The following is a 19,000-nucleotide window of genomic DNA, read 5'->3' on the forward strand; positions in this document are numbered from 1 at the left end:
ACAATCAATCAATCAACTTGATGATTGATTTACAAACAATCAGAAAGTTGATTGCAGATCGATTGACTCTGATTGCTGGCTGCTTTTTACTAGCCTCCATGCTGTTCAAGCAGGATTCTTGCGCCATTGCGCGCAACCATAACCAGAACTGGAGACCCCATGACTATCGCTTCACCGACCGGACTCGCCCACCCCAAGGCGGGCCAATCGCGCATCGCCTCGGCCTGGGATGAGGCCTACGCCGCCACCCTGGACGAGCCGCAGCTGCTGCTGTACCGCTCCAACCTGCTGGGCGCGGACAAGGAGATCACCAACTTCGGCGGCGGCAATACCTCGGCCAAGATCGCCATGCCCGATCCGCTGACCGGACAGACGGTGGAGGTGCTGTGGGTCAAGGGGTCCGGCGGCGACCTGGGCAGCATCAAGCTGGACGGCTTCGCCACCCTCTACATGGACAAGCTGGAAGCCCTGCGCAGCCGCTATCGCGGCCTGGAGCACGAAGACGAGATGGTGGGCTACCTGCCGCATTGCACCTACAACCTCAATGCCCGCGCCGCCAGCATCGATACGCCGCTGCACGCCTACATCCCGCGCCGCCATGTGGACCACATGCACCCGGACGCGGTCATCGCCATCGCCGCCTGCAAGAACAGCCGCGACCTGACGGCGCGCATCTTCGAAGGTGAGCTGGGCTGGCTGCCCTGGCAGCGTCCGGGCTACGACCTGGGCCTGAAGCTGGAACAGCTGGTGCGCGCCCAGCCGCATCTGAAGGGCATCGTGCTGGAAGGACATGGCCTCTTCACCTGGGGCGACAGCGCCCGCGAATGCTACGAGAACACCCTCAACGTGATCCGCCGCGCCGATGCCTGGCTGGCCGCCAACAGCCGCACCCCGGCCTTCGGCGGTGCGCGCTACCAGGCGCTGCCGAAGGCCGAACGCGCCGCGCTGGCGGCCCGCATCATGCCCTTGCTGCGCGGCAAGATCAGCAAGGGTGAATACAAGCTGGGCCACTTCGATGACAGCCAGGCCGTGCTCGACTTCGTCTGCAGCAATGACCTGGCTGCGCTGGCCGCGCTGGGCACCTCCTGCCCGGATCACTTCCTACGCACCAAGATCCGCCCGCTGGTGTTGGATTTCTCCCCGCAACAGCCTGACCTGGCCGCCCTGGAAGCCAGCCTGGACGCCGCACTGGAAGCCTATCGCCAGGACTACGCCGCCTACTACCAGCGCTGCGCCCGCCCCAACAGCCCGGCCATGCGCGATCCCAATCCGGTGATCTATCTCATTCCCGGCGTGGGCATGCTGTCCTTCGCCAAGGACAAGGCCACCGCCCGCATCGCCGGCGAGTTCTACATCAATGCGGTCAACGTCATGCGCGGCGCCAACGGCGTGGACAGCTACGTGGGCCTACCGGAGCAGGAAGCCTTCGATATCGAATACTGGTTGCTGGAAGAAGCCAAGCTGCAGCGCATGCCCAAGCCCAAGAGCCTGGCCGGACGCATTGCCCTGGTCACCGGCGGCGGCGGCGGCATCGGACAGGCCGTGGCGCGCCAGCTGCTGGCCGAAGGCGCCTGCGTGATGCTGACCGATATTGATCAATCCGCGCTCGACAGTGCGCAACAGAGCCTGCTCAAGCACGGTGGCCCGGACGCCATCGGCGTGGTGCGCGCCGACATCACCAGCGAAGCGGATGTGACGACCATCCTCAACAGCGTGGCGCTGCGTTTCGGCGGCATCGATCTGCTGGTCTCCAATGCCGGCATCGCCTCGGCCTCGCCACTGCAGGACACCAGCCTGGAAGTGTGGCAGCGCAATCTCTCGGTGCTGGCCACCGGCTACTTCCTGGTCAGCCGCGCCGCCTTCTCCAGCATGCTGACCCAGGGCCTGGGCGGCAGCATCGTCTACGTGGCCAGCAAGAATGGCCTGGTGGCTTCGGCCGGAGCCTCGGCCTATTGCACGGCCAAGGCAGCCGAGATCCACCTGGCCCGCTGCATCGCGCTGGAAGGCGCGCCGCATGGCATCCGCGTCAACGTCGTCAATCCCGACGCCGTCATTCGCGGCTCGCGCATCTGGGACGGCAAGTGGAAGGAAGAACGCGCCGCCTCCAACAAGATCGAGGCCGACGACGTCGAGGAATTCTATCGCCAGCGCAGCATGCTCAAGCGCAGCGTGTTGCCGGAGGATATCGCCGAAGCGGTCTACTTCTTCGCCAGCGAGAAGTCCGCCAAGAGCACCGGCAACATCCTCAACGTCGATGCCGGCAATGCCGGGGCCTTCACGCGCTGATGCGCAGCCCTGGCCCTCTCTTCAGCAATCCGTTCAACAATGATGACGATGCCCAAGGATGGCGTCGTCGCAGGAGACAGCATGAGCTATCGTATCGATCCCCAATTCATCGCCGAGCAGAACGCCCGCGCGCACCAGCAACTGCAATCCGACTACGAAGCGCTGGCCGGCGTGCTATCGCGGCGCGGCTGCGACATCGAAGCCCTGACCGGCCAGGCGCAAGCGTTTGCCGTGGCCCTGCCCAGCTGGGGCGTGGGCACCGGCGGCACCCGCTTCGCGCGCTTCCCCGGCCAGGGCGAGCCGCGCAACGTCTTCGACAAGATCGACGATTGCGGAACCATCCACCAGCTCACCCGCGTTACCCCCGGTGTGTCGCTGCACTTTCCCTGGGACCGCACCACCGATGCCCGCGCCTTGCGGGAGGCGGCGACCCAGCATGGCCTGCACTTCGATGCGGTCAATTCCAACACCTTCCAGGATGCCGCCGGCCAGGCCCACAGCTACAAGTTCGGCAGCCTCACCGCCTTGGACCCCGAAGTGCGGGCGCAAGCCGTGGCGCACAACATCGATTGCATCGAACTGGGACATGCGCTGGGCTCGAAGGGACTGACCGTCTGGATCGGCGACGGCGCCAACTTCCCCGGCCAGAGCAATCTGCGCGGCGCGCTGGAGCGCTATCTGGAGAGCATGCGCGCCATCTATGCCGCGCTGCCTGCGGACTGGCTGGTCTACATCGAGCACAAGCTCTTCGAACCGGCCTTCTACGCCACCACCATCGCAGACTGGGGCACCAGCTTTGCCTGCGCCACCGAACTGGGGCCCAAGGCCAAGTGCCTGGTCGACCTGGGCCACCATGCGCCCAACACCAACATCGAGATGATCGTGGCGCGCCTGGCGCAATTCGGCAAGCTGGGCGGCTTCCACTTCAATGACAGCAAGTATGGGGACGACGACCTGGATTCGGGCAGCATCAATCCCTTCCAGCTGTTCCTGGTCTTCAACGAATTGCGCGACGCCGCCCAGCGCGACGGCCAGGCCTTCCGCCCGGCCTACATGCTGGACCAATCGCACAACGTCACCGATCCCATCGAGAGCCTCATGACCAGCGCGGTGGAAGTGCAGCGCGCCTATCTCCAGGCCGCATTGGTGGATACGCAGGCGTTGTCGCATCACCAGAAGAACAACGATGCGCTGATGGCCGCCCAGACGCTCAAGCAGGCCTTCCGCACCGATGTGAGCGCGATCCTGGCCATGGCCCGCTATCGCAGCGGCGGCGCCATCGATCCGGTTGCCTTGTATCGCGCCAGCGCCTATCGCGATCACAAGCGCGAAGAACGCCCGGTGGTGGCCGGGCGCAGCAGCAGCGGCATTGTCTGAGGACTGGCCGACCCTATCGGCGCATCGCCGCCACCACCGGACGGTGGCGGCGATGGCCCCACTCAGGCAAAGCCGAACAGCGCTGCCGGATTGCTCACCAGGATCTGCTGGCGCAAGGCCGGATCAGGCGCCCATGCGGCCAGCAGGTCGAACAGCACGGCGTCATCCGGCTTGATCTTCTCGGTCGGGTGCGGCCAGTCGCTGCCCCACAGGGTGCGTTGCGGCGCGGCCTGCAGATAGGCCTTGGCCAGCAGGCTGGTGTCGGGATAATCGGGCGGCCCTTGCAGGGTGTCGGCATAGGGTTCGGACAGCTTGATCCAGGTATTGCCCTTGGCCAGCAGGCGCAGCACCGCTTGCGCGCCAGGATGATCAAGACCGTCCGGTTGCGGGATGCGTCCCAGGTGGTCAATGACCACCTGCGTAGGCAGCGCGGCCAGGACGGCCTCATGCTGCGCGATCTGCGCCCCCGACATCAATACCTGCACATGCCAGCCCAGCGGCGCGATGCGCTCGGCGGTGCGGCGCAGGCGTTCCACGGTGGTCACGCCCCAGCTCTGCGCAGAGAGGAAATTGACGCGTACACCGCGCACACCCAATCGATCCATTTCCTTCAATTGCGGGAGATCGACATCGTCGTCGATCACCACGATGCCGCGCGCCTGCGCGCCGAACTGGGTGAGCGCATCCAGCAGGCAACGATTGTCGCTGCCATAGGTGGAGGGCTGCACCACCACATGCCGCGCAATGCCCAGCTTGGCCATCAGGAGCCGGTAGTCGGCCACGGTGGCCCCGTCCGGACGTCCGCCGCGCCAATGCGGCGAGACCGGAAAGCGCGCATCGTAGATATGGTGATGGCTGTCGCACGCCAGCATCGGGGCCTTCAGCCTGGGCGGCTGGCTGCCGGCGGAATTGGGAACGGATTGCGCAGTCGCGCTGCGCACGCCGGCACAGGCCAGCATGGCCCCGGCGATGAAGCTTCTTCTATCGAGCATGCTTGTCTCCAGCGGCGCTGGCGGGCGCCGCCATGTTCATGGCTTGGGGTTCAATGGCCCGCGCGCGACTTGCGCGACAGGAATAGCAGGATGCCCACGCTCACCACCGACAGACCCACCATCGGCAACAAGGCCATGGCATAGCTGCCGGTGGCGTCCTTGACCCAGCCATAGACGTTGACCATGAGGCCGCCGCCGATCAGGTTGGAGACGGCGTTGATGCCCGCCAGGCCAGCGGCTGCCGAACCCGTAGCCAGCCAGCTGGAAGCCATGGCCCAGAACGGTCCCTTGAAGGAGTAGGCGCCGATCAACACCATCGTCAGCAGCAACACCACCGGGGCCAGCGAATTGGCCAGCGACGCCAGCGCCAGTCCGCCACCGATGAGCATGAGCGGAATGGCGGTATGCCAACGGCGCTCGCCGGTACGGTCGGAATGACGGCCCCACCACACCATCAGCACCGAGGCGATCAGGTAGGGAATCGAATTGACCAGGCCCGTCTGCATCACCGACAGACCGAAGGACTTGAGCAACTGCGGCTGCCACACGTTCAACACCGAACCCGCCGCCGAGGCGCAGGCGCAGACCAGGGCCATGCCCCACACATGCGGCTGGCTGAACAGCTTCCACAAGGGGATGTGCTGCTTGGCGGCGCGGCTGGCGGCCTCCTTGTTCATGGTCTCGGTCAGCCACTGGCGCTGCTCATCACTGAGCCAGCGGGCCTGATCGGGACGGTCGGTCAGGAAGGACAGGCAGACCAGTCCCAGCACCACCGTGGGCAAGCCCTCCAGCATGAACAGCCAATGCCAGCCGCGCAGTCCGCCGATGCCATCCATCTGCAGCAGCAGCGCCGACACCGGCGAGGCCACGAAGCTGGCCGCCGGGATCGCCACCATGAACAGCGCCACGATGCGCGCGCGGTAGGCCGAGGGCACCCAATAGGTCAGGTACAGCACCACGCCGGGGAAGAAGCCGGCCTCGGCTGCACCCAGGATGAAGCGGACGAAGTACAGGGAGTTCGGTCCTTGCACCAGCGCTGTACAGGCCGAGATCAGGCCCCAGGTGATCATGATGCGCGCCAGCCACTTGCGGGCGCCGAACTTCTGCAGCGCCAGGTTGCTGGGCACTTCGAAGATGAAATAGGCGATGAAGAAGAGGCTGCTGGCAAAGCCGAACATCTTGGGCGACAGGCCAAGGTCGTGATTCATCTGCAGCGCGGCCATGCCGATATTGCCGCGATCGATGAAGGCGAACAGGTAGCACAGCATCAGGAAGGGCAACAGCCGCCATGTGACCTTGCGCACGGTCTCTTGTTCGAGCCGCTTCTCGTTCTGGATGGTCTCCATTTGTCTCTCTCGGAAGGAGGGCTCAGCCGGTCTGGCCGGCTGGCCGATTGCATTGTAATTGTTGATCAGTCCCTTGTGCTCTACGCGCCAAGCACGGCCAGGACGTTACTGGCTGCGCCCGTCCCCATGGCGATATAGGCATCGGAGGTGACACCGCCGATGTGGGGACTGAGCACCGCATTGCCGACGCGCTGCAGCGGATGGGGCGCGGTGAATGGCTCCTTCTCGAAGCTGTCCAGTCCGGCCGCGCGCAGCTTGCCGCTGTCGAGCGCAGCGATCAGGGCCTGTTCATCGATCAGGCCGCCACGGGCGGTGTTGACGAGGATGGCGCCATCCTTCATGCGGGCCAGCGACTGGGCGTTGATCATGTGCTTGTTCTCGGCGGTCAGCGGGCAGTGCAGCGAGACCACGTCGGACTGCGCAAAGAGCGTATCGAGATCGACCAGTTGCACGCCTTGCGGGGCTTCCTTGGCATACGGGTCATGGGCCAGCACCGGCATGCCCAGCGCCGCCGCCACCGCCGCCACGCGACGCCCGATAGCGCCCAAGCCGACCAGGCCGAGCGTACGCCCTTGCAGCTCCAGGCTCTTGTGGGTGGACTTGTCCCAGTGGCCTTCACGCATGCGCTGGTCCAGTCCCACCACGTTCTTGGCGCAGGCCATGATGAGGGCCCAGGTATGCTCGGCCACGGCCGGCGCATTGGCCCCGGCGGCGGCTTTCACGGCGATGCCGCGTTGCTGCGCGGCCTGGCTGTCGATGGAATCGATGCCGGTGCCGTGCTTGGAGATCACGCGCAGGATTGGCGCCGCATCCATCACGCGCGCGCTCACGCCGCCATAACGCACGATGATGGCCACCGGCTGATGCAGCTGGGCCAGCTTGACCATGTCGTCCTCGGTGGGCTTGGCGCCGGCGTAGACCAGCTCATAATCGCGCAGCAGTTCGACCGCCGCCTGCGCCAGGTCGACACCGGTGACGATCACCACTTCCTTCTTGGCTGCACTCACAGCGATTCTCCTTCGGCCAGCACGCCGCCCTTGCGCAGCGCGCCTTCCAGCCAGCTCGGACGCAGCGGGCCGCCGCCACGGATCTCGGTGAGACGCTTGGTTTCGTCAGCCACCTTCTTGGCGGCCGCCTCCAACAGCGAGCCAGCCTTTTCACGCTCGACCACCACCACGCCGTCGGCATCGCCCACGATCAGGTCACCCGGTTGCACGGCGGTGCCGCCCACCGAGATGGGCCAGTTCACGCGGCCCGCGATGTTCTTGGTCGGGCCGTTCGGATTGGCGCCCACGGCATACACCGGGAAGCCGATTTCGCGGATGGCTTCGATGTCGCGCACGGAGCCATAGATGATGATGCCAGCCAGGCCGCTGGCCTTGCACTGCGAGACCATGATCTCGCCCATCAGCGCGCAGGTCTCATCGCCCTTGCCATCGATGACCAGCACGTCGCCCGGCTTGGCGATGGCCATGGCGGCGTGGATCATCAGGTTGTCGCCCGGACGGACCTCGACGGTCACCGCCGGTCCGGCCACGCGCATGGACGGCGACAGCGGTGCAACGCGGCTGCACAGGGTGCCGCGGCGGCCGGCCACGTCGGCCAGGATGGAAGCCGGGAATTGTGCGGCCTTGGCGACGACGGAGGCGTCAACGCGTTCGATGTCGCGGATGAAATCAGGTTGCGTGCTCATGGTGATCCTTTAATGAAAATGAAGACAGCGGCCACGCTCAGGCGTGGGAATACATGGGCAGACCAGCCACCGGCACGTCGGCGCGCAGGATGGACCCGGTCTGGGATTCGGTGATGAAGAGGCTCTTTCCATCCGGCCCGCCAAAGGCCAGGTTGGTGGTGGAGATGCCTGCGCTAGAGCGGATGCGCAGCAGCGGTTCGGCAAACTTGGACAGCCGCCAGATGGAACCGAAGCCGGTGTGCGCGATGTACAGGTTGCTCTCCGCATCCAGCGCCAGGCCATCGGGACCCGCCATGCCGCCATGCAGGTTGGCGAACACGCCGACCTTGCCGACCACGCCGTTGTGATGCAACGGGATGCGCCAGATCTGCTGCGCCCGCGTGACCGCCACCAGCAGGTGGTTCAGGGCCGGGTCATAGACGATGCCGTTGGGGCTGGGGATGGTATTGATCAGGCAGGTCAGTTGGCCATCCGGCGCGAGCCGGTAGACGCGGCCAGTGGGGTCCTGCAGGCCGGTCTGGCCTTGGTCGGTGAAATAGATCTCGCCCTTGGGGCCGAACACCAGGTCATTGACACCCTTGAAGCCTTCCGAGCCCACCGTCTCCAGCAGCGGCGTGACGGTACCGGTATCGGGATCGAGCTGGACCAGGCCGCGCTTGTAGTCGGTGATGACGATGCGGCCGGTCTTGTCGATCTTCAGGCCATTGGGCCAGCCATCGTACTCGGTGACCAGTTCCCACTGACCGTCCATGGTGATGCGGAAGATGCGGCCATAGGGAATGTCGGTCACGTACAGGCGACCCTGGCGATCGAAGGAGGGACCTTCGAGGAAGGAATCGATGGGCAGGCCGCCGCGGTTGGCGTCGCCCCAGGCGTTCTTGCGGGGAGTACGGAAATGCTCGGGCAAGCGCGTGAAGACGCTGGCCTCGACCACGGGAGGCGGGGCAAAGAAGCTCATGCTGTTTCCTTGGAAGTGGGAGGAACGCGGGACGGATCGCCCAATGCCAGCGTGATGACAGCACCCAGCAGCAAGGCGCCGGCCACGAAGATCAAGGGATAGGTAAAGCCCTGGGTGGCTTCGCGGATGAAGCCGATCACCGACGGTCCGACAAAGCCGCCCAGGTTGCCGATGGAGACGATCAGCGCCAGGCCGCCAGCGGCGGCGCGTCCGGTCAGGAAGCCCGAGGGAATGGCCCAGAAGGTCGCCTGGAACGACAGGATGGACGCCACCGCCACGGTGATGGCCAACATCTTCAAGAGCGGCGTATGCAGGAAGGCCGAGATGCCCAGCGAGAGCGCCGCCAGCACGATGGCGCCGGCCACGAAGAACAGGCGTCGCTCACTGCGATTGGCCAGGCGCGCCCACAGCGTCATCGCCACGGCGCCGACCAGGTACGGTATCGCCGCCACCAGGCCGACCTGGTGCGAAGGCAGGCCGAACTCGCGAATGATCTGCGGCAGCCACAGGCCGATGCTGAGCGAACCGATGATGCCGCAGAAGTTGGCGCCGGCCAGGGCAAACACGCGCCAGTTGGTGAAGGCGTCCTTCAACTTGTTGCCATGGCGGGCGGCCAGCACGTTCTGCTCGGTGGACAATTCATTTTCCAGCCACTGCTTTTCATCAGCGCTGAGCCACTTCGCCTTGGCCGGACGGTCCGGCAGCAGGAACAGGCACATCACGCCCAAGAGCACGGCGGGCAAGGCTTCCAGCAGCAGCAGGACCTGCCAGCCCTTGAAGCCCCACATCCCGTGCAATTCCATGAGCGCGCCCGACAGCGGCGAACCGATGATGTTGGCCACCGGAATGCCGATCAGGAAGAAGGCCGTCGCCTTGCCCCGCCACGCGCCCGGGAACCACTGGGTGAAGTACAGGTAGATGCCTGGCGTGAATCCGGCCTCGGCCATGCCCAGCAGGAAGCGCGCCAGTGCAAAGCTCTTGGGACCGACCACGAAGGCCGTGGCCATCGAGATGAGACCCCAGGAAATCATGATGCGCGAGATCCACATGCGCGCGCCGAAGCGATGCAGCGCCAGGTTGCTGGGAATCTCGAAGAAGAAGTAGCCGATGAAGAAGAGCCCCGCGCCCAGACCGAACTGCGAGGGTGTCAGGCCGAGGTCCTTGTTCATGGTCAGCGCGGCGAAGCCGACGTTGATGCGGTCCAGGTAGCTGACCACGTAACACAGGAGGATGAAGGGGATGAGGCGACGCATCACCTTCTTCATGGTGGCGTCTTCGCTGACCGCGGCGGTGGCGACCGCCGAGGCGGCGGGAGAAATGGATGCTTGCGACATGGGGCGCTCCGTCAGAATTGGTAGAGGCGGGCGGGATTGGCGACCAGCACGGTGCGCACCATCTCTTCGGAACCCAGCCAGGAAATCATCACATCGAGCAGGCGCGCATCATCGGGCTTGTGCTGCTCGGTCGGGTGCGGCCAGTCGCTGCCCCACACCAGCTGCGTCGGCGCCAGTTGCACCAGCGCGCGGGCCAGCGGCGCGACATCGTCATAGTCAGGCGCGCCACGCTTGCTGTAGAGATAGGCGCCGGAGAGCTTGACGCTGGCGCGTCGCTCACGCATGAGTCCGGTGACGAAATCGAATACCGGATGGGTCGCATCGGCCTGCAAGGGAATGCGGGCGAAGTGATCGAACACCAGCGGCACCGGCAGCCGCGCCAGCATCGCGCGATGGGCCAGCAAGACCTCATTGGGCATGTTGGCCTGCAGGTGCCAGCCCAGCGGCGCCATCCGGCGCGCCAGCGGCTCCATCATTTCCACGGTGGTCACCGAGCCCACGGCCAGGTTGAAGCGCAGACCGCGCACGCCGGCCTGGTGCAGGCGCTGCAGCTCGGCGTCGCTGACCTGGTCATTGACCACAGCCACGCCGCGCGCCGAGCGACCCAACTGCGCCAGCGCATCCAGCGTGCAGCTGTTGTCCACGCCATAGGCAGAAGGCGTGACCACCACGTTACGCGTCGTGCCCAGCCGTTGCTGCAACTGGCGGTACATCGCCACCGTCGCCGGCGCATGCACCAGCTTGGCCCCGGGCGCCCATGCGAAGCGCGGGTCATAGATGTGCATGTGGCAATCACAGGCATCGTCGGGCAAGCGGCTCGCAGCGCGCTGGCTGCCGGAAGAATGCGGATAGGCGTCGGCCTGGGCCAGTGCGTGCGGCAGGTGCATGGCAGCGCCAAGGCTGAGGGCGAGCTGGCCGCTGCGCCGCAGGAAATCACGCCGGGAAGGCAGGTCTTGCATCGTACTGGTCTCCAGGTTGTTGTCATCGCCGCGTGGGCGAGGGTTCTTTTGGAGGGCAGTCTACGTGCGCGAATAGTTAATGTATATTTGCTTTTATTTTGTTATCAATAACTTTCAGGAATGAATCATGGACTTCCGCGATCTCAAGTATTTCACCGTCATCGCCGAGGAAGGGCATGTGGGACGGGCCGCCGAACGGCTCTACAAGACGCAGCCGGCGCTGACCAAATGCATCGATCGCCTGGAAGAACAACTGGGGGCGCCGCTGTTTGAACGGCTCGGTCGCGGCATTCGCCTCACTGCCGTCGGCGAGGCGCTGCTGAACCGCGCGCGCCAGATCAGCCTGATGATGGACGAGACCGCCCGCGAGATCGGCGACTATGCCCATGGGCGCGAAGGCAACATCCGCCTGGGCTGCGTGCCCACGCTGGCCGAACATGTGCTGCCGGGGGTGTGCCAGCAGTTGCTGGGCGAGGCGCAGAAGGTCACGATAGACCTGAAGGTGTCCATGAACGACGCCCTGCTGGCTGGGCTGAAGGCGGGAGAGCTGGATATCGTGCTGGGTCCGATGATCCAGGATGATGAGCTGTTCCATACTGAAGAGATCATGCAGGACCAGATGGTGGTCATGGCCAGCCCGCAACATCCCATCTTCGACAAGAAGATCCGGCTGCGCCATCTGCTGGACTACCAGTGGGTGCTGCCGGCGCAATCGGTGCTGAGCCGTCAGTGGCTGGACAATGTCTTCGACCGCCACCACCTGCCCCGCCCCAAGGTCCAGATCACGCCCACGGTGCTCAACATGATCCTGCCGCTGATCGAGCGCAGCAACCTGCTGGGCTTTGCCTCCAAGCTGAACCTGTCGGAAGGGCGTGATCACCTGCGCGAAGTGGTGCTCAAGGAAACCACCATGCTGCGCCGCATGGGGCTGACCTACCGGCGCGACATGTATCTCTCGCCGGCGGCACAGCGGCTTATCCGCATCCTCCATGAGGCGTCCTTGCAGCACTGGGATGCGGACAAATCCTGGAACGCATCTCACGCCTATTGATGAAATGGGTTCTAGTCAGGCGCGCCCATGTCCTCGTACTGGCTGCGGCGGCGCATGAAGCGGTGATAGGACATGCGCAGATGCAGCTGCATCACCTGGCGCGCCAGCTCTGCGTCGCGCGCCTGCATGGCCAACAACAGATCCTGATGATGGTGCAGGCTCTGTTCCAGTTCCGATTTCTCGTAGAGATGGAATGAACGCACGATGATGGGCATGTCGATGATGGTCTCCAGCATTGCCCGCAGTCGCGGCGAGGCCGAGTACTCCAGTATCGTGCGATGGAAGATGCTATTGGCCGCCTGAATCTTCTCCACGGAATGGAGGCCGCCGCTTTTGATGGCCTGCGCCATTTTCTCGTTGCTCTCCCTGAGCAGGGCCAGCATCTTCTCATCGCCACGTTCTGCGGCCAGGCTTGCGGCATAGGGCTCCAGCAACATGCGCAACTGGAAGGTCTCTTCGATATCCCAATCACTCCAGGCCGCCACATGAATCCCTTGGCCGGCATCGGCGGTGGCGAGTCCATCTTCGACCAGGCGCCTCAAGGCCGTGCGCACCGGGGTGCGGCTCACGCCCAGCTCGCGGGCCAGCGGTTCTTCCTTGAGCTGGGTTCCGGGCTTGTATTGCCCTCCCACCAGACGCTGCCGAAGGACCTCGTAGACCTTTTCCTTTCCGCGCTCCACCGTTGTGACTCCTGATTCAAATGTCGTGGGCGGATTCTATATGGCGCATCGCAAGCGCGTCCAATGGGCCGCCAGCGATACCCTCGCTTGTTTCAAAAATGTATCCATTTCGGATTTTTAACCGGATCATGATGGCGACGATTGCTTTATTTGTTCTTTTTTTGTATTCTGACCAAAAGCAATCAAAACCAGGAGACCGCAATGCATATTGCAATCATCGGCATGGGCGAAGTAGGTCGCTGCTATGCCAAAGCCCTCTATGACGCTGGCTACGAGCTCAGCCTATGCGAGGCATTCCCTTCTGCCAGCGCCACCGGACTGGCTGCGCAGTGGGGTATCCCGCTCCATCAAAAAACGGGGAATTGGCTCGAAAATGTACAGTGGGTGCTTTCTTGCGTGACGGGCTCGCAGGCCTTGGCCGTGGTGGGACAAGTGACCCCTTTCCTCAAGAGTGGCGTCGGCTTTGCCGACCTGACCACGGCCAGCCCGCAAACCAAGCGGGAAGCCTCTGCATCGGCGGCGCAGTCGGGCTTGCGCTACATCGATGTGGCGATCATGGGAGCCATTTCCCTGAAGTGGGAAAAGACGCCTCTGCTGGCCGCGGGTGAAGCCGCCAGCGCATTCAAGGAAATGCTGGAGACGGCTGGCGCGCGGGTGCAGGTCATCACCGATGGCAACCCAGGGGACGCGATCTCGCTGAAGATCCTGCGCAGCATCTTCACCAAGGGCATGGAAGCGCTGGCTGTCGAACTGTTGATGAGCGCCGAAAAGCAGGGCGTACGGGAAGAGCTGTATCACCAGCTCAAGGACATCGACGAGACCCCCTTGCGCGACTTCATCGACATGCTGGTACGCACCCATGTGATGCATGCAAAGCGTCGCGCCCACGAAGTGCGCGACGCCAGGAACGAGCTCGACCAGCAGCAGTTGCCCTCGCTGGTGCTACCTGGTGTCGAAGAGCGCTTCGACGCCACCGCTTCCCTGCTCGAAAAACACCCTCTGGGGCTGGATCAGCCCGATGTCGAGCAGGCCCTTGCCTGGCTCCTCCGCAATTCGGCAGCGACCTGAGCTGCATCTCCTCCACACACAGGACTCATCATGATCACCAAAGAACAAATCCAGCAATTGCGCGCGCTTGGCTCCGCTACCGTGTACGAGGCGCAGGGGGCCAAGGGCGCCCTGGACCACGGCATGAAGCCGATCGACCCGGCCTCGCGCCTGGCCGGTCCGGCACTGACAGTGGATGCGCGCCCTGGCGACAACCTGGTGTTGCACTATGCCGTGCTGCAGGCAAAGCCCGGGGATGTGCTGGTCGTCGACGCCAAGGCGTTCATGGAAGCCGGTCCATGGGGCGACGTGCTCACCGTGCTGGCGATGAAGAAGGGCATCGCCGGCCTGGTGGTCAATGGCTGCGTGCGGGACGCCAATACCATCATCGACCTGGGTTTCCCGGTGTTCTGCCGTGGCCTGTCGATCAAGGGCACCGGCAAGCATCAGCCGGGCAAGGTCAACGTTCCCATCGTCATTGGCGACGTGCTCATCCATCCCGGCGACATCATCGTCGGCGACCGTGACGGCCTTGCCGTAGTGGCCCAGTCTGAAGTCGAGATGACGATCGCCAGCAGCATGGTGCGCGAAGAGAAGGAACAGAAGATGCGTGAAGCCATCGAGAACGGCGCCTCCACCGTCGAGCTGATGCAACTGGACACGATCCTGAAGCAATACGGCATGGTCTGAGCCCCCTGCTGCAAGCCGGCGCCAGACCGGCAGCAAAGACACTGCGGCCTGGAGATACCGTCAGGCCGACCCATACAGATAACAGCAAATCCAGATTGCTGAAGGAGACGTTCATGGAAGCAGCAGCAATTCAACACACGAAAAAGAAGACCCATTTCCGCTGGGTCGTCGGCGCACTCATCTTCATCGTCTACACCGTCGCGGCGGCTGACCGCGCCAATCTTGGCGTCGCACTTCCTTTCCTGCGCAAGGAATTCGTGATGTCCAATACCGAAGCGGGCGCACTGGCCAGTATCTTCCTGTTCGCCTACAGCCTGGCGCAACTGCCCTCGGGACTGGCCTATACGCGCTTTGGCATCCCCCGCGTCTTCTCGCTGGCCATGCTGGCAACCTCGGTCTTCACGGGCCTGATCGGCACCGCCTCCTCGCTGCTGGCGCTGAAGATCTTCCGCTTCGGCCTGGGTCTGGCCGAAGGCCCGCTGCCCATCGGCATCACCTCGACCATCAACAACTGGTTTCCGGCGCGCGAAAAAGGCACGATGACCGGCATCTTCCTGGCCGCCGCCAAGTTTGGCCCGGTGCTGGTTCCTCCGGTCTGTGCGGTGATCATGTACTACTGGGGGTGGCGCCACATCTTCTACTTCTTTGCGGTTCCCGGCGTCATCCTCTCGGTCGTGTGGCTGATGGTGGTGAAGAACCGTCCCTCGGAAAGCCCGCACGTCTCGGCGGAAGAACTGGAGCACATCAACGATAGCCAGGGCGCTGCCGCCGGCCAGGATGCTGACCCTGCCGTGACGCGCGACTTCGCCCTGCTCGACCGCATCATCCGCAGGAGCAAGGTCGCCACCATCGAGACAACCAAGGGCGTCTTCTGCTCCTGGAACATCATGGGAGCGGCGCTGGGCTATTTCTTCATGACCGCCATCGTCAACGTCTTGCTGGCGTGGATTCCGACCTACCTCATCAGCGTGAAAGGCTATTCGATCGCCAACATGGGGATGGTGGCCGCAGCTCCCTGGGTGGGCGCGGTGATCGGCAACCTGCTGGGCGGGGCGATGACCGACCGCTGGCTGGAGAAGCGCAGAAAGCCCGCGATGATGATGTCAGCCTTCTTCACCACCATCATGATGGTCATCCTGATCAACTCCCCCGCCGACCCGCTGCTCTATGGCGCGCTGCTGCTGCTGACGGGGATCTTGCTCAACATCGGCTATTCGACCTACATGGTGTATCCGATGGGGATGACCTCGAAGAAGGTGTATCCCATGGCCTGCGCCATGGTCAATACGCTGGGTCAATTGGGTGGCGCCTGTGCACCGCTGGCGGCAGGCTTCCTGCTGGACAGCTACAGCTGGAACCATGTCTGGATCTTCATGGCCGTGTGTTCCATCCTCTGCTTCATCACCATACTGACCATTCGCGAACCGGTACAGGGCTGATACATCGCCACCTGGCGGCAAGCCGAAGCATATCCTGCCTCTATCCGCAATGCGATAGCGTGACCTGGGACGGATTCCTTCGTCCCAGGGCAATGGCTTTGCCTCAGCCTTCGTCCCCGCCCGGCAGGCAGGCCGCGCCTGTCTGCACCATCACACCTGCGCCATCCCGCCATCGACGAACAGCTCGATACCATTGACGAAGCTGGCGGCGTCCGAGGCCAGGAAGGCGACGGCCTTGCCGATTTCCTGAGGTTCGCCCAGGCGGCCCAGCGGCACCTGGCTGGCCAGGTAGTCGAACAGGCCTTGGCGGGCATCGTCGGGCACCAGCTCACCCAGGCCGGGGGTACGGATCGGGCCGGGGCTGACCACGTTGACGCGGATGGCGCGGTCCTTCAGGTCGAGCGCCCAGGAGCGGGCGAAGTTGCGCACGGCGGCCTTGCTGGCGCTGTAGACGCTGAAGTTGGCCGTGCCCAGGACCGAGGTGGTCGAGGAGGTGAGGATCACCGACGCGCCATCGACCAGCAAGGGCAAGGCCTTCTGCACGGTGAAGAGCACGCCGCGCACATTGGTGCCGAAGATGCGGTCGAAGTGCTCTTCGGTGATCGCCCCCAGCGGCATCATGTCGCCGCCGCCTGCGTTGGCGAAGAGGATGTCGAGCCGGCCGGCGCTCTTGGCAATCTGTGCATAGACGGTGTCGAGCTCCGACAGCACCGAGGCGTCGGCGCGAATGCCGGTGGCGGCAGCGCCGATGCTGGCCACGGCCGCATCCAGTTCGGCCTGGCGACGGCCGGTGATGAACACTTGCGCGCCCTGCGCTGCCAGTTCCTGCGCGGTGGCCAGGCCAATGCCGGAAGTGCCGCCAGTGACCAGTGCGATCTTGCCATTGAGTTGCTTGTTCATGATGTTTCCTTTTCGATTCAGGTTGAGGGTGTCATTCAGTTCGGTCTGCCATGCCGCTGTCGTTGGCGTTCTGCGCCGTGGGCTGCAAGGCATGGCTGCACTTTATCGACCCGGCGTTTATGGATAAAGTGTGTAAAATGAAAATGACTATGCACATCCATAGATAATGAAAAGGCGGCGAGGAAGCGACCATGGATCAACTGTTGGCCATCCGGGCCTTTGCCCGGGTCGTGGAGGCGGGCAATTTCACCCGCGCGGCGGATTCGCTGGACATGCCCAATGCGACCTTGAGCAAGCTGGTGCGGGAACTGGAGGCGCACCTGGGCGTGCGCTTGCTGCAGCGGACCACGCGGCGCGTGAGCGTCACGCCGGAGGGACTGGATTACTACGAAAAGACCGGCCGCCTGGTGCGCGACCTGGAAGACATCGATACCTCCTTCAATGCCGCGCGCGGCAATCCGCGCGGCAAGCTGCGCATCGATGTCGGCGGCTCCACTGCGCGGGATGTGCTGATTCCGGCGCTGCCGGATTTCCTGGCGCGCTATCCGGACATCAGCATCGACCTGGGCGTCTCCGACCGGCCGGTGGACCTGATCGGCGACAGCGTCGATTGCGTCATCCGGGGCGGGCCACTGGACAATTCTTCCCTGGTGGCGCGCCAGATCGGCCAGGCGCGCATGGTCACCTGCGCCACGCCGGCTTATCTCAAGCAGTTCGGGGTGCCGGCCTATCCGGATGAACTCAAGAATGGCCACCGCCTCATCAGCTATCTGTCGCCGCAGAGCGGGCGCGCCTTTCCCTTCCGCTTCGAGCGCAAGGGCGAAAAGATCGAGATCAAGACCGAGCATCGCATCGGGGTCAATGAGAGCAATGCCCACCTGGCGGCGGCGCTGGCCGGCCTGGGCATTGTGCAGACCTTCCGCTATGCGGCCGGGCCCGCCCTGGCGCGGGGCGAACTGGTCGAGATCCTGACGAAATGGCGGCCAGCGCCCTACCCCTTCCATGTGGTCTATCCGAACAACCGGCATGTCTCGCATCGCCTGCGGGTCTTCATCGACTGGCTGATGGCCTACCTGCCAGCGAAATTCTGAGGGCATGGCCGGCGCTGGCCGGCTGTCAGCACGCGCAGAGATCGGGGAGCCGCCGGATGGCTGCTGTTGTTCTTATGAAAACGTCCTTGTTCATCGAACCAGTCTTGTCACAGAAACGTCGGCGATTTGTCAGCTCTTTTTAAACTGGGCTCTCTATGATGAAGCCATCGTTCCTGCCGAAGACCTGCCGACCATGAACCTCATCCGGACCCGCGCCATCCTGCTCAGCGCCCTGCTCTTTTCCGCCCAAGGCGCGATGGCGCAAGCGGTGCCGCAGGACTGCCCGCCGCAGGTCAAGGTCTCGCCTGAAGAAATGAAACGGCTCGCCCATAGCGCGCAGCCGGACCGCGGGCCGTTGTGGGAAATCAGCAAGGATGGGCATCTTTCCTACCTCTACGGCACCATCCACTTGGCAAGGCTGGAATGGGATTTTCCTGGCCCCACCATCCTCAAGGCCTTGCGTTCGGCCCGCACGGTGGTCGTGGAAATGGATATCACGCGTCCCGGCATGGCCGCGACGATGCTCGCGCCCATGCCGCAGCAAGCTGCCGATGTGTCTTCGCCCCTGTACCAATCATTGCTGGCGAGAACAGACCAGCAATTGCGCAAGGCATGCGCCGATCCGGAGAATTTCAAGGGCGCCAGCCTGGCCTCGAAGATGGCGTCGCTCACGCTGCTGTCGGCCCGGCGTCGCGGCTTGTATGCTGACTTTGCCATCGATGCCGCCTTGATTGGCTTTGCCCGTTATACAAGGAAAGACATCATCGAACTGGAGCAGCCATCGGACCAGCGGCGCGTCATCAGCCAGACCCAGCTGGCTTCGCTGGAGCGCAATCTTGACGACGTGGAGAGCGGCAAGACCGAAGATGACCTGAGCGCGCTGGCGCTGGCATGGGAACGCGGTGATATGGGCGGCATTGCGGAACTGTGCAAGCAACTGCAATGCCAGGGCGAGCAGCAGTACTACGAGCAACGTAACAAGGTATTCGCGGCCGGCATCGCCAAGGCCATGGCGGGGCCAGGTCCGGCCTTCATCGGCGTGGGCTTCCTGCACATGCTGGGTCCGGACAGCGTGATCGACCAGCTCAGGGCGATGGGATTCGAGGTCCGCCAGGTCGCCATGTCTGGAAAAAGTTAGTTTCCGCACAGCCCCCTCC

General features: G+C 63.9%; 17 protein-coding genes. 8 read left to right on the top strand and 9 right to left on the bottom strand.

What is annotated here, in order from left to right:
- Positions 1–159 precede the first annotated feature (159 nt).
- Both ACP92_RS22185 and rhaI read left to right on the top strand, forming a co-directional pair.
- The gene (locus ACP92_RS22185) at positions 160–2,286 is read left to right on the top strand and encodes a bifunctional rhamnulose-1-phosphate aldolase/short-chain dehydrogenase (RefSeq protein ID WP_013236368.1); all 2,127 of its coding nucleotides are present in this window, start codon (positions 160–162) and stop codon (positions 2,284–2,286) included.
- 81 nt (positions 2,287–2,367) lie between these two features.
- Positions 2,368–3,663, top strand: coding sequence for an L-rhamnose catabolism isomerase (gene rhaI, locus ACP92_RS22190; protein ID WP_013236369.1), 1,296 nt, complete (start codon positions 2,368–2,370; stop codon positions 3,661–3,663).
- Between the two features lie 62 nt (positions 3,664–3,725).
- Here the strand turns inward: rhaI and ACP92_RS22195 are convergent, their stop codons facing one another.
- The 7 genes from ACP92_RS22195 to ACP92_RS22225 all read right to left on the bottom strand — a co-directional run bounded on the left by ACP92_RS22195 (position 3,726) and on the right by ACP92_RS22225 (position 10,945).
- Positions 3,726–4,655 (bottom strand): amidohydrolase family protein, encoded by a 930-nt coding sequence (locus ACP92_RS22195; RefSeq protein ID WP_013236370.1) that lies wholly within the window; start codon positions 4,653–4,655, stop codon positions 3,726–3,728.
- Between the two features lie 50 nt (positions 4,656–4,705).
- A complete protein-coding gene (locus tag ACP92_RS22200) occupies positions 4,706–6,001 on the bottom strand; it encodes an MFS transporter (RefSeq protein WP_013236371.1) in 1,296 nt (431 codons plus the stop codon).
- A gap of 80 nt (positions 6,002–6,081) precedes the next feature.
- Entirely contained in the window at positions 6,082–7,008 is a 927-nt protein-coding gene (locus tag ACP92_RS22205; protein ID WP_013236372.1) for a hydroxyacid dehydrogenase, read from the bottom strand.
- Positions 7,005–7,694, bottom strand: a complete 690-nt coding sequence (locus ACP92_RS22210) for an RraA family protein (protein WP_013236373.1) — start codon at positions 7,692–7,694, stop codon at positions 7,005–7,007. The genes ACP92_RS22205 and ACP92_RS22210 overlap by 4 nt, the downstream gene beginning before the upstream one ends.
- A gap of 37 nt (positions 7,695–7,731) precedes the next feature.
- On the bottom strand, positions 7,732–8,652 hold the full coding sequence (locus ACP92_RS22215) for an SMP-30/gluconolactonase/LRE family protein (RefSeq protein WP_013236374.1): 921 nt from the start codon (positions 8,650–8,652) through the stop codon (positions 7,732–7,734).
- Positions 8,649–9,986 (bottom strand): MFS transporter, encoded by a 1,338-nt coding sequence (locus ACP92_RS22220; protein ID WP_013236375.1) that lies wholly within the window; start codon positions 9,984–9,986, stop codon positions 8,649–8,651. Before ACP92_RS22220 ends, ACP92_RS22215 begins: the two co-directional genes overlap by 4 nt.
- Positions 9,987–9,997: 11 nt before the next feature.
- Positions 9,998–10,945: an amidohydrolase family protein gene (locus tag ACP92_RS22225; protein ID WP_013236376.1), complete on the bottom strand. Its 948-nt coding sequence runs from the start codon at positions 10,943–10,945 to the stop codon at positions 9,998–10,000.
- A gap of 127 nt (positions 10,946–11,072) precedes the next feature.
- On the opposite strand from ACP92_RS22225, the gene ACP92_RS22230 reads away from it, so the two are divergent.
- Positions 11,073–11,996 carry a LysR family transcriptional regulator gene (locus tag ACP92_RS22230; RefSeq protein WP_048348635.1) on the top strand — a complete coding sequence of 308 codons (924 nt, stop codon included), beginning with the start codon at positions 11,073–11,075 and terminating at the stop codon, positions 11,994–11,996.
- An 11-nt stretch (positions 11,997–12,007) separates the two neighbouring features.
- On the opposite strand, the gene ACP92_RS22235 is transcribed toward ACP92_RS22230, so the two are convergent.
- Positions 12,008–12,676 carry a GntR family transcriptional regulator gene (locus ACP92_RS22235; protein WP_013236378.1) on the bottom strand — a complete coding sequence of 223 codons (669 nt, stop codon included), beginning with the start codon at positions 12,674–12,676 and terminating at the stop codon, positions 12,008–12,010.
- Positions 12,677–12,877: 201 nt separating this feature from the next.
- Between ACP92_RS22235 and ACP92_RS22240 the strand changes: the two genes are divergently transcribed.
- The 3 genes from ACP92_RS22240 (at position 12,878) to ACP92_RS22250 (ending at position 15,852) form a co-directional block, all read left to right on the top strand.
- Positions 12,878–13,744 (top strand): NAD(P)-dependent oxidoreductase, encoded by an 867-nt coding sequence (locus ACP92_RS22240; RefSeq protein WP_013236379.1) that lies wholly within the window; start codon positions 12,878–12,880, stop codon positions 13,742–13,744.
- A 30-nt stretch (positions 13,745–13,774) separates the two neighbouring features.
- Complete coding sequence (locus ACP92_RS22245; protein WP_013236380.1) at positions 13,775–14,413, top strand: 4-carboxy-4-hydroxy-2-oxoadipate aldolase/oxaloacetate decarboxylase; 639 nt, start codon at positions 13,775–13,777, stop codon at positions 14,411–14,413.
- A gap of 113 nt (positions 14,414–14,526) precedes the next feature.
- Positions 14,527–15,852 (top strand): MFS transporter, encoded by a 1,326-nt coding sequence (locus tag ACP92_RS22250; protein ID WP_013236381.1) that lies wholly within the window; start codon positions 14,527–14,529, stop codon positions 15,850–15,852.
- A gap of 150 nt (positions 15,853–16,002) precedes the next feature.
- Here ACP92_RS22250 and ACP92_RS22255 read toward each other — a convergent pair whose 3' ends face one another.
- Positions 16,003–16,752 (bottom strand): glucose 1-dehydrogenase, encoded by a 750-nt coding sequence (locus tag ACP92_RS22255; protein WP_013236382.1) that lies wholly within the window; start codon positions 16,750–16,752, stop codon positions 16,003–16,005.
- 191 nt (positions 16,753–16,943) lie between these two features.
- Here ACP92_RS22255 and ACP92_RS22260 point away from each other — a divergent pair, with 191 nt between their 5' ends.
- Positions 16,944–17,843: a LysR family transcriptional regulator gene (locus ACP92_RS22260; RefSeq protein ID WP_013236383.1), complete on the top strand. Its 900-nt coding sequence runs from the start codon at positions 16,944–16,946 to the stop codon at positions 17,841–17,843.
- 4 nt (positions 17,844–17,847) lie between these two features.
- A complete protein-coding gene (locus ACP92_RS22265; protein ID WP_081441930.1) occupies positions 17,848–18,981 on the top strand; it encodes a TraB/GumN family protein in 1,134 nt (377 codons plus the stop codon).
- The last annotated feature ends 19 nt before the right edge of the window (positions 18,982–19,000 follow it).

It is taken from the genome of Herbaspirillum seropedicae (assembly GCF_001040945.1).
Lineage (GTDB): Bacteria > Pseudomonadota > Gammaproteobacteria > Burkholderiales > Burkholderiaceae_D > Herbaspirillum > Herbaspirillum seropedicae.